Source organism: Hyphomicrobium sp. (assembly GCF_035687085.1).
Classification (GTDB): Bacteria; Pseudomonadota; Alphaproteobacteria; order Rhizobiales; family Hyphomicrobiaceae; genus Hyphomicrobium_B.
On the sequence record NZ_DASRYS010000017.1, the window covers coordinates 241081 to 256858 of the forward strand.

14 protein-coding genes are annotated in these 15778 nt (G+C 63.2%); all 14 read left to right on the top strand.

Going from position 1 to position 15778, the window contains the following annotated elements; translation table 11 throughout:
* Positions 1-64: 64 nt before the first annotated feature.
* The 14 genes from VFG26_RS15720 (at position 65) to VFG26_RS15785 (ending at position 15725) form a co-directional block, all read left to right on the top strand.
* Entirely contained in the window at positions 65-736 is a 672-nt protein-coding gene (locus VFG26_RS15720; protein ID WP_325026971.1) for a response regulator transcription factor, read from the top strand.
* Entirely contained in the window at positions 726-2105 is a 1380-nt protein-coding gene (locus VFG26_RS15725; RefSeq protein WP_325026972.1) for a sensor histidine kinase, read from the top strand. Before VFG26_RS15720 ends, VFG26_RS15725 begins: the two co-directional genes overlap by 11 nt.
* Positions 2106-2266: 161 nt before the next feature.
* Positions 2267-2755, top strand: coding sequence for an RT0821/Lpp0805 family surface protein (locus tag VFG26_RS15730; RefSeq protein ID WP_325026973.1), 489 nt, complete (start codon positions 2267-2269; stop codon positions 2753-2755).
* A gap of 137 nt (positions 2756-2892) precedes the next feature.
* Positions 2893-4068 (top strand): c-type cytochrome biogenesis protein CcmI, encoded by a 1176-nt coding sequence (ccmI, locus tag VFG26_RS15735; RefSeq protein WP_325026974.1) that lies wholly within the window; start codon positions 2893-2895, stop codon positions 4066-4068.
* A 17-nt stretch (positions 4069-4085) separates the two neighbouring features.
* Positions 4086-4556 (top strand): cytochrome c maturation protein CcmE, encoded by a 471-nt coding sequence (gene ccmE / locus VFG26_RS15740; RefSeq protein ID WP_325026975.1) that lies wholly within the window; start codon positions 4086-4088, stop codon positions 4554-4556.
* Positions 4557-4567: 11 nt separating this feature from the next.
* Complete coding sequence (locus VFG26_RS15745) at positions 4568-6547, top strand: heme lyase CcmF/NrfE family subunit (RefSeq protein ID WP_325026976.1); 1980 nt, start codon at positions 4568-4570, stop codon at positions 6545-6547.
* Between the two features lie 50 nt (positions 6548-6597).
* Positions 6598-7026, top strand: coding sequence for a cytochrome c-type biogenesis protein (locus tag VFG26_RS15750; RefSeq protein ID WP_325026977.1), 429 nt, complete (start codon positions 6598-6600; stop codon positions 7024-7026).
* Positions 7027-7154: 128 nt separating this feature from the next.
* A complete protein-coding gene (locus VFG26_RS15755) occupies positions 7155-8732 on the top strand; it encodes a Do family serine endopeptidase (RefSeq protein ID WP_325026978.1) in 1578 nt (525 codons plus the stop codon).
* A gap of 120 nt (positions 8733-8852) precedes the next feature.
* A complete protein-coding gene (locus VFG26_RS15760; RefSeq protein WP_325026979.1) occupies positions 8853-9533 on the top strand; it encodes a response regulator transcription factor in 681 nt (226 codons plus the stop codon).
* Entirely contained in the window at positions 9517-10965 is a 1449-nt protein-coding gene (locus VFG26_RS15765) for a HAMP domain-containing sensor histidine kinase (protein WP_325026980.1), read from the top strand. The genes VFG26_RS15760 and VFG26_RS15765 overlap by 17 nt, the downstream gene beginning before the upstream one ends.
* Before the next feature lie 4 nt (positions 10966-10969).
* Positions 10970-13924, top strand: a complete 2955-nt coding sequence (locus VFG26_RS15770; RefSeq protein ID WP_325026981.1) for a bifunctional [glutamine synthetase] adenylyltransferase/[glutamine synthetase]-adenylyl-L-tyrosine phosphorylase — start codon at positions 10970-10972, stop codon at positions 13922-13924.
* Positions 13925-14047: 123 nt separating this feature from the next.
* A complete protein-coding gene (locus VFG26_RS15775) occupies positions 14048-14680 on the top strand; it encodes a sigma-70 family RNA polymerase sigma factor (protein ID WP_325026982.1) in 633 nt (210 codons plus the stop codon).
* A 20-nt stretch (positions 14681-14700) separates the two neighbouring features.
* Positions 14701-15213, top strand: coding sequence for a hypothetical protein (locus VFG26_RS15780; RefSeq protein ID WP_325026983.1), 513 nt, complete (start codon positions 14701-14703; stop codon positions 15211-15213).
* The gene (locus VFG26_RS15785; protein WP_325026984.1) at positions 15210-15725 is read left to right on the top strand and encodes a periplasmic heavy metal sensor; all 516 of its coding nucleotides are present in this window, start codon (positions 15210-15212) and stop codon (positions 15723-15725) included. Before VFG26_RS15780 ends, VFG26_RS15785 begins: the two co-directional genes overlap by 4 nt.
* Positions 15726-15778: the final 53 nt, after the last annotated feature.

Consider the following 15778-nt stretch of genomic DNA (forward strand, 5'->3'; position numbering starts at 1 on the left):
GGTGGGAAAGGCCTGTCGGCGTTTTCCATGAACCGCAAGCCGTGAAGAGGGGAGACGGACTGCCGTGCGAGCGCTTGTCGTTGAAGATGATAAGGACCTCAATCGCCAATTGATGGCGGCGCTGGATGATGCAGGCTTTGCCGTCGATACCGCGGCGGACGGCGAGGAGGGCTACTTCCTCGGCGATACGGAACCCTACGACATCGTCATCCTCGACGTCGGGCTACCCAAAATGGACGGCATTTCGGTTCTCGAGCAGTGGCGGCGCAGCGACCGCAAGATGCCCGTTATCCTGCTCACGGCGCGTGATCGGTGGAGCGACAAGGTCGCCGGGATGGACGCCGGCGCCGACGATTATCTGGCGAAGCCCTTCCACATGGAAGAGTTGCTGGCGCGCGTTCGCGCCCAGGTGCGGCGGGCATCCGGCCACGCCAAATCCGAAATCGAATGCGGTCCGGTGCGCCTCGACACGAAGTCGGCGCGCGTCACCTGCGATGGCCTGCCGGTGAAGCTGACCTCGCATGAATTCCGGCTGCTGGCCTATCTGATGCACCACAATGGCCGCGTCGTTTCCCGCACCGAGCTGGTCGAACATCTTTACGATCAGGATTTTGATCGCGATTCGAACACGATCGAAGTATTTATCGGCCGGCTGCGGAAGAAGATCCCGGGAGACGTGATCCAGACGGTCCGCGGTCTTGGATACCGCATGAGCCAAGGACCGGATGAGGCTTAACTCACTTGCGTTGCGCCTCTTTGCGACTTCGGCAGCATGGACGCTTCTGGCGCTGCCGCTCGCAGGTTACATCATTTATGCGCTCTACCGGGACGACGTCCAGCTGAGCTTCGATGCTCAGTTGAAGAAACTGCTGACGCAGATCACGATCGACAGCATGAGCACGATGGGCGATGAGCCCGTCAATCCGCCGAACCTCTACGAGCCGCTTTTCGAAGTCACGCAGTCGGGCTGGTACTGGCAGATCCGCCCGATCGACGGCGCGCCCGGGCGCACGCTCGTCTCTCCCTCGCTGGCAACCGCCATTCTGCCGTCTCCCTATGACCGGAAGTTTCCAACGGACGATACCGGCACACGCTGGATGAACGTGCCGGGCCCGACGGGCACGACGATCCGCATCCTCGAATTTATCGATTCACCCGGTCACGATCCCGAAAAGACGAAGTACTCGATTATCGTTGCCGGTCCGATGGACTGGTTCGAGGAAACCGTCGCCAAATTTCGCGCACGGTTGACGAGCGCGCTTGCCCTGGTCGGACTTGGCCTGTTGGCTGTGACGGTCTTTCAGGTGCGCTTTGGCCTGTTACCGCTGCGCAGAATCGAGCGGGGACTGGCGAGCATTCGCTCAGGACAAGTCGAACGGCTGGAAGGGCAGCTCCCTGCCGAGATCGAGCCCCTGCAGACCGAGCTTAACGCGCTGATCGAATCCAATCAGGACATCATCGATCGCGCGCGAACTCAGGTCGGCAATCTTGCGCACGCTTTGAAAACGCCGCTCGCCGTCATCACGAACGAAGCGCGCGAGGACAAGAGCGCGTTCGGCGCCAAGGTCACCGAGCAGGCGCATCTCATGCGCGATCAGATCACCCATTATCTTGATCGTGCGCGGATCGCGGCGAGGACCAACACCATTGGCCGCGTGACGCCGGTTGAAGCCATCACCGAGCCGCTGGTCAGGGCGATCGAACGCATTCACCGGGAAAAAGGCATCTCGATTGAATACACGGTTCAGCCGGGCGCCAAGTTTCAAGGCGAGAAGCAGGACCTCGAGGAGATGCTGGGCAACCTGCTGGACAACGCCTGCAAGTGGGGACAGTCGCGTGTCTACCTGACCGCAACCGTGACCAGTCCGGACACGACGGCGCGGCGCAAACTCAAGATTACCGTTGAAGACGACGGGCCCGGCCTTTCGGCCGAACAGCGGGCCAAGATCGGCAAACGCGGGCTTAGGCTCGATGAGACGAAGCCCGGATCGGGTCTTGGCCTCTCGATCGTTTCGGATTTGGCGGCGTCCTATCGGGGACGTCTCAGGCTCGACGCTTCAGAGCGCGGCGGCCTCAAAGCCATCATCGAATTGCCGGCCGCCTGAAGGCGATCGGGCCACTACCGCACTGCAACAGCCGCGTGGATCGGGCCACGGATGGGGATTGTGGTCTATTTCCGCCTTGTCGAAGGCACAATCTCGGTCTAGCCAATACCCCTCGGGGACTGCACTGCCGCGCTCGATGGCGGTGCAAGGGGGATGACCACATGGGGTTTACCATGCGCACCGCGCGCCTTTCGCTGCCTGTCATGGCAGCCGCCTTGCTCTGTGCTTGCAGCAACGGCCAAGGGGGAGTGGACAATACCGGCACCGGATTGGTCCTCGGCAGCATCGCCGGCGGGGTCATCGGCAACCAGTTCGGTAAAGGCAGCGGTAATGTCGCCGCCACCGTCGCCGGGGCTGTCGTCGGCGGTATCGTGGGCAGCCAGATTGGTAAGAGCCTCGACGAGCGCGATCGCCGCCTGGCTGAAGAAGCGGAGTACGATGCGCTCGAGCGCGGCCAGTCCGGCAGCCCGCGCCAGTGGCGCGATCCCGAAACCGGCCACTACGGAGAGATCGTCCCGAGTAAGCCCTATAAGCGGGGCGTTGCCGACTGCCGCGACTACACCCATACGGTGTACATCGACGGACGTCCGCAAAAGGTCCACGGCACGGCATGCCGGAGTTCGGACGGAACTTGGCAGAGCGTCGGTTGATGCGCTGCAACGCGAGAACGAAGTCTTTCACGAAGTTCATATAGTCCGCGACAGATCGGCAGGCCCGGGCTTTGTCTGCTTGCCTAGGCAGACCCGCGATCCTATTCCCTGCAGCGAAGCTTGAGGATCGCGCCGCGATGGTTTTTTGGATTCTAGTGGCCGGATTGGTGGCAGCCGTGACGCTCGCCATTACACTGCCGCTGACGCGTCCCTCGTCAGCGCCAGCCGAGGCCGCCGACGCCGACATCGCGGTCTACAAGGATCAGCTCAAAGAAATAGCCGCTGATGAAGCGCGCGGAACGCTCGCAAAGGCGGACGCCGAAAGCGCACGTGCCGAAATCGGGCGCCGCATCTTGCGTGCGACCGAGGGCGCTTCTCAGTCCAGCCATCGCTCGGGAGCGAATGGTTCAAGCCGCGTCATCAAAGCCGTCTCGATTGCCACGACGCTGGCTTTGCCCGTTGCAAGCCTCGCGCTCTATCTCGCCTACGGCGCACCCGGCTTGCCCGGACAGCCCTTGAGCGAGCGTCTCGCTGCAGCCGCCCAGTCCAACAAGCCGAATGATCTCATCGCCAAGGTCGAAGAGCGGCTGCGCGAGCATCCGGAAGACGGCACGGGCTGGGATGTGATCGCGCCGGTCTATTATGCAACTGGACGATACGAAGACGCGGCTACCGCCTACCGGAACGCCATCCGCCTGATCGGGCCAACGCCCCGGCGTCTGCAGGGCTTCGCCAACGCGCGCATTCATCTTGAAAACGGTATCGTTCCTGAAGATGCGCGCAAGGCCCTCGAGCAAATCCTGACGACCGAACCCAATGCAACGGAGCCGCGCATTTGGCTGGCGCTCGCCAAGGAACAGGACGGACGGCTGACGGAAGCGGCCGCCGATTATCGCAAACTCATCGACGAAGCACCCGAACATGCGCCTTGGCGCAAGGCGCTTGAAGATCGCTTAGCCAACCTCGGCAAAGGGCCGGGCAGCGCAAAGCCTGACAAGCAGGCAACGGCAGCGCCGGCCGCCCCAACGCCCACCGCGCAGCCAAATAATCCCGACGCTGCGGCCATCATGAATATGCCGCCCGAGGAACGCCAAGCCGTCGTCACCCGTATGGTCGACAGCTTGGCCGCCCGCCTAAAGTCCAATGGCAGCGACGCGGAAGGCTGGGTAAGATTGATCCGCGCCTATCAGATCTTGGGCCGCCGTGATGATGCGGTCAAAGCCTTGACCGATGCCCGCGCCAATCTCAAAGGCAATCAGGTGGGCTTGGCCGAGGTTGAAAATCTCGCACGCCAGCTAGGCCTTGGAAGCTGACGCACAGAGGTCGAGCAATGACACGAAAACAGAAGCGCGCAGTTCTGATCGGTGGCGGAGTGGGAACGCTCGCCGTCGCGCTCATCCTGGTGCTCTTTGCTTTGCAGGACAGCATCGTCTTCTTCCATACGCCAAGCGACATCGTAGAGAAGGGTGTTCAGCCCGGCCAGCGCATCCGCTTGGGCGGTTTGGTGGAGGCGGGCTCCGTCGTGCGTGGGCAGGGGACAACGATTACGTTCAAAGTAACCGATACGCTGAAAGAAATTCCGGTTAGCTTTACCGGCGTGCTGCCCGACCTGTTCAGGGAAGGGCAAGGCGTCGTCGCCGAAGGCGTGCTCAAGCCTGACGGGCAATTCAAAGCCGATAGCGTGCTGGCCAAGCACGATGAAAACTACATGCCGCGCGAAGTCGCCAAGTCGCTCGAAAGCAAGGGTGTGAAGCTCGGCGAGAGCGCCCATCCCGGCCAAGTCAAGGCGCAGATGCCTTAGAAGGATATGCCGTGATCGTAGAACTCGGACATTTCGCGCTGATCCTCGCCTTGCTGGTTGCCGTTGTGCAGGTCGTCATTCCTGCGATCGGCGCGTCCATCAAGGATGAGCGCATGATGCGCGTGGCCGACCCGGCCGCGGTGTCTCAGCTCTTCCTCACGGCCATCGCCTTCTTCGCGTTGATGCATGCCTACGCGACCTCGGACTTCTCGGTTCTGAACGTCGCGCAGAACTCGCACTCGACGAAGCCGATGCTTTACAAGTTGGCCGGCGTCTGGGGCAATCACGAAGGCTCGATGCTGCTGTGGGTGCTGATCCTCGCGCTCTTTGGTGCGGCCGTTGCGGTTTTCGGCAACAATCTTCCGGCGAGCCTGAAGGCTCGCGTTCTTTCCGTGCAGGCCTCGATTGCCGTCGCGTTCCTGCTCTTCTCGCTGCTGACGTCCAATCCCTTCACGCGCCTCGATCCGGCGCCATCCGATGGGAACGGTTTGAACCCGATCCTGCAGGATCCGGCGCTCGCCTTCCATCCGCCATTCCTCTACATGGGCTACGTCGGCTTCTCGATTGCATTCTCCTTCGCGATCGCCGCGCTGATCGAGGGACGCATTGATGCCGCCTGGGCGCGCTGGGTGCGGCCGTGGACGCTCGCAGCCTGGATGTTCCTGACCATCGGCATCGCGATGGGCTCCTGGTGGGCCTATTACGAACTTGGCTGGGGCGGCTGGTGGTTCTGGGATCCGGTCGAGAACGCATCCTTCATGCCGTGGCTCGCGGGAACGGCGCTTCTCCATTCCGCGCTCGTAATGGAAAAGCGCGAAGCGTTGAAGATCTGGACCGTGCTGCTCGCGATCCTGACGTTCTCGCTGTCGCTGATGGGCACGTTCATCGTCCGCTCCGGCGTGCTGACGTCGGTCCATTCCTTCGCCGTCGATCCGGCGCGCGGCGTCTTCATTCTGGCCATTCTGGTGCTCTTTACCGGGGGCGGACTGGCGCTCTTCGCGCTGCGCGCCAAGGACATGCAGGCGGGCGGGCTCTTCCAGCCGATCAGCCGCGAAGGCAGCCTCGTCCTCAACAATCTCCTTTTGGTGACGGGCGCGGCGACGGTGCTCGTCGGCACGCTCTATCCGATGGCGCTCGAAGGCCTCACGGGCGAAAAGATTTCGGTCGGGCCGCCGTTCTTCGACATGACGTTCGGGCCGCTGATGATACCGCTCCTCATCGCGCTGCCCGTGGGACCGATGCTGGCGTGGAAACGCGGCGATTTCGCTGGCGCGATGCAACGTCTGGCGTTCGCCTTCGGCGCAGCGCTGGTGGCCGTCGTCGCGGTCTTCGCTGTCGAGCATCGCGGGCCTTGGCTCGCGCCCTTCGGCATCGCGCTGGGTGTCTACGTGATGGCCGGCGCCATCGCCGAATGGGCCCATCGCGTGAAGGTGGGCTCGGCCGGTTTTGATGAAGTCGTCCGCCGCGCAAGAAATCTGCCACGCTCCGCCTATGGAACGCTGCTGGCGCATTTCGGCATCGGCATGCTCGTCGTCGGCATCGTTGCCACGAGCGCCTATCGCGAGGAGCACATCCTGGCGATGAAACCCGGCGAGACGCTCGCCATCAACGGCTACGACGTGACCTTCAACCGGGTCGAGCGTGCGCGGGGACCGAACTATATCGATGACCTCGCCGAGTTCGACGTGAAGCGTGACGGTCAGACAATCACGCAGCTGACGCCCTCGAAGCGCCTCTACGACGCCCCGCCGCAATCGACGACCGAGTCCGGCATTCACGCGTCTTGGCGCGGCGATCTTTATCTCGTCATCGGCGACGCCCAGCCCGGCGGGGGCTATGCGGTGAGAGCCTATTTCAACCCACTCGTGCGGTTCATCTGGCTCGGCGCCTTGATCATGTTCATCGGCGGCGGGTTCTCGCTGTCCGACCGGCGCCTGCGCGTCGGCGCCCCGGCGAAATCACGCCAGCCAATAGCGGTGCCAGCGGAATGAGATCTCGGTGGCGCTACTGCGCAATGGCATTTCTGACGGCGTGGACGCTCATGGCGGCCGCACCGCTCGCTGTAGCCGTTCAGCCCGGAGAAATGCTCGCCGATCCGGCCCTCGAACAGCGGGCCCGAACCATCTCGGCCGAGCTGCGCTGCCTCGTCTGCCAGAACGAATCGATCGACGACAGCGACGCCCCCTTGGCGGCCGACCTGCGCCGGCTCGTGCGCGAGCGCCTGCTCGCCAAGGATTCCGACGAGCAGGTCCTCGACTACATCGTCGCCCGCTACGGCAAATTCGTTCTCTTGAAGCCGCCGCTCGAGACCTCGACCCTCCTGCTCTGGCTGACGCCATTGCTGGTTTTGATCGCCGGTATCGTATTCATGCTGCGGTCCGGACGGCGGGTGCAACCGGCCGCCGGTGCGCCCTTGACCGAGCAGGAAAAAGCCAAGCTCGACGCCATTTTGAGCCGCGACCGCAGCTAGGCAAAACCCCCGCTTCGGGGCACTAGATTACCAACAGTTAACGTCCCTGACATGCTGCCGTAATCCCGCCTTCGCTACGCCTCGTAGGAAGGCTGACCAAGCCCGCATTTATCTTGGAGATCATTGGGATGCGATTGCCCCACCGGACGTCGACGACTTCACCTTTCAAGCTAGCATCAAGAATCGCACCGGCCTCGCTCGCGATGGCTGCCGCTGCCGTGGTGGGTATTGGCCTTTTCACGCCGTCTTATCCCGTTCGCGCCGATAACGCCGCGCAGACGATCCAGACGCCGTTCGGCACCGCTCCGATTTCGTTCGCCGACATCGTCGAGAAGGTCAAACCGGCCGTTGTCTCCGTCGCGGTCGTCAACGACGGTGGCGCTTCGAAGCTCGCCTCCAACGAGAAGGGCAAGAAGGGCGACAAGAATTTCGCGCTTCCCGACCTGCCGCCGGATCACCCGCTCCACGACTTCTTCAAGAACCTGCCGAAAGAATTCGGTCAGCAGGAGCAGCGCCCCAAGGTCGTCCAGGGCCAGGGCTCCGGCTTCGTCATTTCGCCTGACGGCTACGTCGTGACGAACAACCACGTCATCGACGGCGCGACGAAAATCCAGGTCACCTTCGACAATGACGAGACCAAGTACGATGCCAAGCTGATCGGCACCGACCAGCGTACCGACATCGCCGTCATCAAGATCGAAAGCAAGAAGACGTTCCCGACGCTCAAGCTCGCCGACAAGGAATCGCGCGTGGGTGACTGGGCATTGGCCGTCGGCAACCCCTTCGGTCTCGGCGGCACTGTCACGGCCGGCATTGTCTCCGCTCTGGCGCGCGACATCGGCTCTGGCCCCTACGATTACCTGCAGATCGACGCTGCCGTTAACCGCGGCAACTCGGGCGGTCCGACCGTCAACATCAACGGCGAAGTCATCGGCGTGAATACGGCGATCTTCTCTCCGTCGGGCGGCAACGTCGGCATTGCCTTCGCAGTGCCTGCAAAGACCGTGAAGGACGTCGTCGAGCAGCTGAAAGCCGGCGGCACCGTCAATCGCGGTTGGCTCGGCGTGAAGATCCAGAACGTTGATGAGGACACCGCCGCGAGCATCGGACTTCCCGAAGCGCACGGCGCTCTCGTCAGCGAAGTGACGCCGAACGGTCCGGCTGCGAAGTCCGGCATCAAGACCCAGGACGCCATCCTCCAGGTCAATGGTGATAAGATCGCCGACAGCCGCGACCTTGCGCGCAAGATCGCGGGCCTTGCACCCGAGACTCCGGTCGACGTCAAGGTTTGGCGCAACAACGCCGAGCAGACGCTCAAGGTGAAGCTCGGCCTGTTCCCCAAGAACGCCGAAGCAGCGATGAGCGGCGAGAACGATGAGGACAGCAACACGCCTGAGGACACGAAGCCTTCATCCGTTGAGCTGAGCCAGCTCGGTCTCACGTTGATGCCGGCACGCACCGGCAAAGAGGGCGAGGAAGGCGTTGCCATCGCCGAGGTCGATCCCTCTTCGGACGCAGCTCAGAAGGGTCTGAAGCCGGGCGACGTGATCCTTGAAGTTTCGGGCCAGACGGTTGCCTCTCCCGATGACGTTCTCTCGGGCATCAAAAAGGCCCAGGACCTGAAGCGTACGGCGGTTCTTCTGCACGTCAAATCGTCGGATCAGAAGCGCTTTGTCGCCGTTCAGTTGAGCTCCAAGAAAGGCTGAGGTTAACCAGCCATGAAAACTTCGGGCAGCCCCGTCATTTCCCTGGCGGGGCTGCCTCGACGTCTGATGCACAGCCCGCTAAACAGTGAGCGGAGAAAAGGCGAAGGTCGGATAGACATCATGCGCGTGCTCGTGATTGAAGACGATAAAGAAACCGCGCTTTTCCTTCAGAAATCTTTGAAAGAGAACGGCCACACGGCCGACCTTGCGCACGATGGCGAAGCCGGTTTGGCGCTGGCGACGGACGGCGCCTACGACGTTCTGATCGTCGACCGGATGCTGCCGCGCCTCGACGGATTGTCCCTCATCAAGTCGCTGCGGGTGGAGGGCAATCGCACGCCCGTACTCATCCTCTCCGCGCTGGGCGAAGTCGATGATCGCGTCAAAGGCCTGCGCGCCGGTGGCGACGACTATTTGACGAAGCCCTATGCTTATTCAGAACTCCTGGCCCGTGTCGAAGCCCTGGGGCGCCGCACCGCTCCAGAAGAGCAGCAGACGCGTTACACCGTCGGCGATCTCGTGCTCGACCGTCTTTCGCACCGGGTCACGCGCGGCGGCGAGCACATTCTGCTGCAGCCGCGCGAATATCGCCTGCTCGAATATCTGATGCAGCATGCCGGTCAGGTCGTCACGCGCACGATGCTGCTGGAGCATGTCTGGGACTATCACTTCGACCCGCAAACGAACGTCATCGACGTTCACGTTTCGCGGCTTCGCGCCAAGATCGACAAGAACTTCGACCGGCAATTGCTGCACACGGTGAGGGGCGCAGGATATACAATTCGTGACGGCCCTGCTTGACCGCGTCGCGAAGGCGGCGTCGACCACAACATTCGGACTGAGCGCGCTAGCGGTAGCCTTTTTCCTTTTTACCGCCGCGGTCGTTGTCGGCGTCCTGTTCTGGCAGACGAACAACCTGCTGACCGATCAGGTGTTGACGACGCTCAACGCCGAAGCCCGCATTCTGTCATCCGAGATGAAGGTCGGCGGGCAAGGCAAGCTCACCGAAACGGTAACAGCGCTTTCCCGTCCCCAAGGCATCGGGCTTTATTATCTGGCTGACGCCAACGGCCGGAAGATCGCCGGAAACCTCAACCGCATTCCGCCCGAAGTCGAAGCCGAGGGCCACGGCGCCGTCTTCACCTATCAGCAACCGGCGGGCGGTGAAGACCAAACGCACCTCGCGGTCGCCATTCCTGTCGATGTCGGCGGAGGCCTGCATCTCATCATCGGACGGGACGTCGAAGATCAGCGCGCGTTTGCCGATCAGGTGCGGCTGACGTTTCTTCTGGGCTTCGGCGTGCTCTCGATCGTCGGCCTGCTTGGCGGTCTTGCCGTCAGCCGCCTCATCGTCAATCGCATGGACGAGATCACAGCCACGAGCCGGCAGATCATGGCGGGCGATCTTTCGCGCCGCATCCCGACGTCTGGCAGAGGCGGCGAACTCGATAGCTTGGCGACGAACCTCAACGAGATGCTCGAGCGCATCGAAAGCCTGATGAGCGGCCTTCGCGAGGTGTCCGACAACATCGCCCATGATCTCAAGACGCCGCTCAACCGCCTGCGCAATTCGGCCGAAGCCGCGCTGCGTGACCCGCGCGGCGGCGAAGCCTATCGCGAAGGTCTCGAAAGAACGATCGAGAAGGCGGACGAACTGATCAAGACGTTCAATGCGCTGCTTCTCATCGCTCGCCTCGAAGCCGGTCCCCTGGAGGAAAGCACCGAGACGTTCGATCTCGGCCGCTTCGCAGCCGATGTCAGCGAACTCTATGCCCCCGCAGCGGAAGAGGCGGGCTTTGCGCTGGCGATCGAAACCGAACAGGGGGTGTTCGTCTCCGGCAACCGCCAATTGATCGGTCAGGCGATTGCCAATCTCATCGACAACGCGATCAAGTATTCGCGTGGCGGCGAGCCCGGAAGCGCGATCACAGTTCGCGCGGGCTTGATCGACGGACGGCCGGCGATCTCCGTCGGCGACCACGGTCCAGGTATCGATGCCGCCGATCGGGAAAAAGTGCTGAAGCGCTTCGTTCGCCTCGAGGCGAGCCGCACGAAACCTGGCACCGGTCTTGGCCTCAGCCTCGTCGCCGCCGTCGCGCGCCTTCATCACGGCGAAGTTCGCCTCGAAGACAATCAGCCGGGGTTGCGCGTCGTGCTCCTGCTGTCCGAGAAATGCCTGATCGCAGCGCCGCAACAGCAAGGTGACACCGAGCCCGGTCTTGCGGCACAGTGAGGCCATGGATAGAACAGCCTCCGCCAGCCTCGCCGCGCAGATCGCCGAGTGGCCGCAAGCATTTCCCGAGGGCGTTGGCGCCTCACGCTTCAACACGCTGAAGGCGGAAGCCGAGAGCAGCTGCGCAGAGCTTACAAGTCTGCTGGGTGATCCGAACGTCGGAAGGCTGCTGACGGGCACGTTCGAAGGCTCGCCGTATCTGACGACACTTGCCAATCGCGACCTCGCGAGGCTGGCCCGCATCCTCGGCGATGATCCCGAGACGCGCTTTGCTGATGCCACGCAACAGCTGACCGCGGGAATGCGAGACGCGGCCGATCTCGTCGCGGCCAAACGCGTGCTTCGCATCTACAAGTCTGAGATTGCGTTACTGACGGCGCTCGCCGATCTCGGCGGTGTCTGGCCGGTGATGACGGTGACGCGGAAGCTCTCGGAATGCGCGGACGCAGCCGTTGCGACAGCGGTGCGCTTTTTGTTTCGCCTCGCCTCCGAACGTGGGCAGTGGCAGCCGCTCGATCCAGCAGAGCCAGAGCGGGAGTCGGGCTACTTCGTGCTCGCGATGGGCAAGCACGGCGCCTTCGAACTCAATTATTCGAGCGACATCGATCTCACGATTTTCTTCGACCGCGAGAAGTCCCGGCTCGTGGGCGACGGCGACCTGCAGTCGTTTTTCGTGCGCCTCACGCGCGATCTCGTATTGCTGCTCGATGAGCGGACGCCGGATGGTTACGTTTTTCGCACGGATCTGCGGCTGCGGCCCGACGCGGGCGCAACGCAAATCGCGCTCTCGACCGCCGCCGCCCACGGCTACTACGAAACAGTCGGCCAAAATTGGGAACGCTCCGCGATGATCAAGGCGCGGCCGGTCGCGGGGGATCTCGATGCCGGCGAGACGTTCCTGGCCGAACTCGCGCCCTTCATCTGGCGCAAGTATCTCGATTTCGCGGCGATCGCGGATATCCACGCGATGAAGCGTCAAATCCATGCGCACAAGGACATCGGCGAGATTTCCGTCGGCGGGCAAAATCTCAAGCTCGGCCGCGGCGGCATTCGCGAGATCGAGTTCTTCGCGCAAACCCAGCAGCTGATCGCAGGGGGCCGTCAGCCCGATCTGCGTGTCCGCGCCACGCTCGATGCCTTGGCGGCGCTCGAACGGCGCGGCTGGGTGAAAGCAGACGTGCGTGCAGACCTCGAGCAAGCCTACCGCTTTCTGCGCCGCCTCGAACATCGCCTGCAGATGATGGCCGACGAGCAGACGCATGAGGTGCCGATAAACCCGGCCGCAATCGAAACATTCGCGCGCTTCTCGGGCTACGCCGGTGCGCCCGAACTTTCCCACGACCTCCTGACGATGCTCGAGACCGTCGAGACCCACTACGATGGGCTCTTCGCCGAGGCGCCGCAGCTGACGCCCGCAGGGTCGAACCTCGTCTTCGCCGGCGCTGAAGATGACCCGCGTACGATCGAAACATTAAAGCGCTTCGGCTACTCGCAACCGGCGCAGGTGCTGGCCATCGTGCGCGGCTGGCACCACGGCCGCTCGCCGGCGGTGCGCTCAGCCCGTGCCCGCGAGCGCCTGACGGAAGTGCAGCCGCTGCTCATCGAAGCGCTCGCCGATACGGTCGACCCGGACGCGGCGATCGCAAGCTTCGATCGCTTCATCGCCGAGCTGCCCTCGGGTGTGCAGCTCTTCTCGCTGCTCAAGGCGCAGCCGCGGCTGATCCGGCTGTTTGCCGACATCATGGGCTCCGCGCCGCGCTTGGCACGCATTCTCTCCCGCCGCCGTCGTCTGCTCGATGCCGTTCTCGATCCGCAGCTGCATGGCGGCGACGTGACCGGAGCGGCCATCGACGAAATTGTGCTGAATGCATTCCGCATGGCGCACGCGACCGCGGTCGGCGACCCGATGCAGGAAATTCTCGACACCGCGCGCCGCATCGGCAGCGAGCAGGCATTCCTCGTCGGCGTCAAAATATTGAGAGGCAGCATATCGGCAGCCGATGCAGGCGCGGCCTATGCAACGATTGCCGAGCGGCTGATAGCGGCGCTCTTTGCCGAGGTCACCCGCGAGATGGAAGAGAGCCACGGCCGCGTGCCGGGCGGTTCCGCCGTCGTGGTCGCGATGGGCAAACTCGGCGGCCGCGAAATGACGGCCTCGTCCGACGTCGATCTCATCCTGATCTGCGATTTCGATGTCGAGGCCGAGCAGTCGGATGGCGAGAAGCCGCTATCCCCCTCGCATTATTACAGCCGCCTGACGCAGCGTCTGATCACGGCCATCTCGGCGCGCACGGCCGAAGGCGCACTTTACGACGTCGACATGCGGCTCCGGCCATCGGGTCAACAGGGCCCTGTCGCCACGCGCCTGTCGAGCTTTTCGAATTATCAGACGAACGAAGCCTGGACGTGGGAGCACATGGCGCTGACGCGAGCGCGCGTGATCGCGGGTTCACGCGAGCTGGGCTCGCGCGTTGAAGCCGAGATCCGCAAGGTCCTGACAGCCCGGCGCGACCCGGCGAAAATCACCGCCGACATTCTCGACATGCGCCAGCGCATCGCAGCCGAGAAGGCGACGTCCGACATCTGGGACTTGAAGCAGGTGAGGGGTGGGTTGGTCGATCTGGAGTTCATCACGCAGCATCTCCAACTCGTGCATGCCGCCGATCATCCGGGAATTCTGAGCCAGACCACTCTTGTCGCACTCGCGGCCGCAGCCGCGGAGGGCCTGATCAGCGAGGCCGACTACCGCCTGCTGTCGGAAGGCGGGCAGCTCCTGCATGACCTGACGCAGGTCCTGCGCCTGACGCTCGAAGGCCGCTTCGATCCGGCCCAAGCCCCTGAAGGACTTAAGGCTTTGCTGGTTCGCTCGGGCGAGACGGCATCATTTGCCGACCTTGAACTGAAGCTGCAACGGACGCTGAGTGATGTCCGGGAAGCCTTCGACCGCCTGATTTCGTAGGCCTTTGCACATCGGCGACGGATTGTGGCAGGTTATGCCGTTCTTGCGATGACCGGCACGGATCTCAAGGCCTTTCGGGGCCGCTCAAATCCGCGGCGTTGAGCGCGAGGCAGGCTAACAGGCATGTCGAGAGGATTAGTGGCGGCGACGAGGACCGATGGTGGCCAGGCTGCTCCGCGGCTGGCGGCCGAGAGCCGGACGGACGAAGCTGAGCTCGTTGCCGCGGTCGGCAGCGGCGACGGCGCCGCGTTCCGGCTGCTGATGGCCCGCCACCTCGGCAGCATCGTCGCCGTGGCGCGCCGCATGTTGCGGGATGACGCGGAGGCCGAAGACGCGGCGCAGGAGGCATTCTTGCGGCTATGGCGCTCGAGCGCGACGCTCGAAATCGGACCGGCGGGCATCCGGCCCTGGTTGCGCCGTGTCGTTTCGAACCTTTGCCTCGACCGCGTGCGCGGTCAGAGCCGGGTGAAGGTCGTTGATGAATTGCCCGAGGTTCCAGAGCCAGCCCGGCAGCTGGCCGGCCTCGAGAGCCAGGATACGCAGCGCCGGGTCGAACTGGCGATGCAGAAACTACCGGACCGGCAACGCCTGGCGTTGACCCTCTTCCACTTCGAGGGGCTGAGCCAGATCGAGATCGGCCAAGTAATGGGAGTTTCCGATGAAGCGGTCGAGTCGCTCCTGGGCCGGGCGCGGCGGCAGCTTAAAGCGGATTTGAGAGCGGATTGGGAGGCGCTGCGTAATGACAGCGGCCTCTGAGTGCGGGAGACGGCAGAACGATGTCACGCAATAGTCTAGGCCCCGTGGGGCTCGACAAGTTAGAAGCCGCGCTCGACGCCTATGGTGCAGACCGTACGCGTTGGCCGGCGCCGTTGCGTCTCGCTTTGTCAGGCTTGATCGCCAGCAGCAGCGAAGCGCAACGCATGTTGAGAGACGCAGAGGCTTTCGACCGGCTTCTCGATCAGGCGCCGCAATACGATCAGAGTCGGCTTGAAGGCTTGAGCCAGCGGATCATGGCGACGGCCGAACGTCAGCCGCGCGTCGTGGCGAACGGTTCACCCTCCGGTCCTCGCGCCACGGAGCGCGCCGCCGCGTGGGGCTGGCAGCGCCGTCACCACGGCTTTGCCGCCACCGCACTGGCAGCCTCGCTGGTGCTTGGCGTGTTTGCAGGCCAGCTGAATTTTCTGAACTCGAGCGCCGAGGTCATCCTCGGTGCGAGTGAAAACGCCAGCGCCACCCGGATCGCGCAATCGGACGACACGGACGTTTTGCTGGATGAGGACCTACTGTGACGGTTGAAGTGAATAATCTTGCGCCTACCCGCTCGCGATATCTCTATCCGGCATTCATCGCATCGCTCGCGCTGAACCTGGTGTTCGTCGGCTTGTTTGCCGCTGCAGCCTGGCATCATCATCAGAAGAGCTCGGCGACGATCGAGCCGGGCCTATTGGGGTTCGTGAAGCACCTTCCCTCTGATCGCCAGGTGGCTGTCAGGAACGAGATCACCGGCGCGCGCGAGGCGGTGAAGGACCTGCGGGCGGAGGTCAAACAGAACTGGCTCGCAGCCAACGCGCTGCTGACGCAAGAGCCCTTCGACAAGGCGAAGTTTGCAGAGGCGCTGGCGAAGCTCCGCGAGACGGAAAACGTTTACAAGACGGCGCTGAACAATGCGATGGCCGAGACAGCAGCAAACCTGACCCCCGAGGAACGGAAAATCCTGCAGTCATGGCGTGAGGCGCGGCGCGCGAGCCTGCTGAAGCCGCAAAGCGAAGCCTCCGCGAACGACGGCACCAAGCGGGACTGATAGCGCGTCACTAGCTGAACGCTTGCGCGCGCTACTTGATCATCCTCGGGAGA

What these genes read in the sequence shown, in the direction of transcription:
- VFG26_RS15725 (WP_325026972.1), top strand. Translation starts at nt 726, where the DNA reads ATGAGGCTTAACTCACTTGCGTTGCGCCTCTTTGCGACTTCGGCAGCA.
- VFG26_RS15730 (WP_325026973.1), top strand. Translation starts at nt 2,267, where the DNA reads ATGGGGTTTACCATGCGCACCGCGCGCCTTTCGCTGCCTGTCATGGCA.
- ccmI (WP_325026974.1), top strand. Translation starts at nt 2,893, where the DNA reads ATGGTTTTTTGGATTCTAGTGGCCGGATTGGTGGCAGCCGTGACGCTC.
- ccmE (WP_325026975.1), top strand. Translation starts at nt 4,086, where the DNA reads ATGACACGAAAACAGAAGCGCGCAGTTCTGATCGGTGGCGGAGTGGGA.
- VFG26_RS15750 (WP_325026977.1), top strand. Translation starts at nt 6,598, where the DNA reads ATGGCGGCCGCACCGCTCGCTGTAGCCGTTCAGCCCGGAGAAATGCTC.
- VFG26_RS15755 (WP_325026978.1), top strand. Translation starts at nt 7,155, where the DNA reads ATGCGATTGCCCCACCGGACGTCGACGACTTCACCTTTCAAGCTAGCA.
- VFG26_RS15760 (WP_325026979.1), top strand. Translation starts at nt 8,853, where the DNA reads ATGCGCGTGCTCGTGATTGAAGACGATAAAGAAACCGCGCTTTTCCTT.
- VFG26_RS15770 (WP_325026981.1), top strand. Translation starts at nt 10,970, where the DNA reads ATGGATAGAACAGCCTCCGCCAGCCTCGCCGCGCAGATCGCCGAGTGG.
- VFG26_RS15775 (WP_325026982.1), top strand. Translation starts at nt 14,048, where the DNA reads ATGTCGAGAGGATTAGTGGCGGCGACGAGGACCGATGGTGGCCAGGCT.
- VFG26_RS15780 (WP_325026983.1), top strand. Translation starts at nt 14,701, where the DNA reads ATGTCACGCAATAGTCTAGGCCCCGTGGGGCTCGACAAGTTAGAAGCC.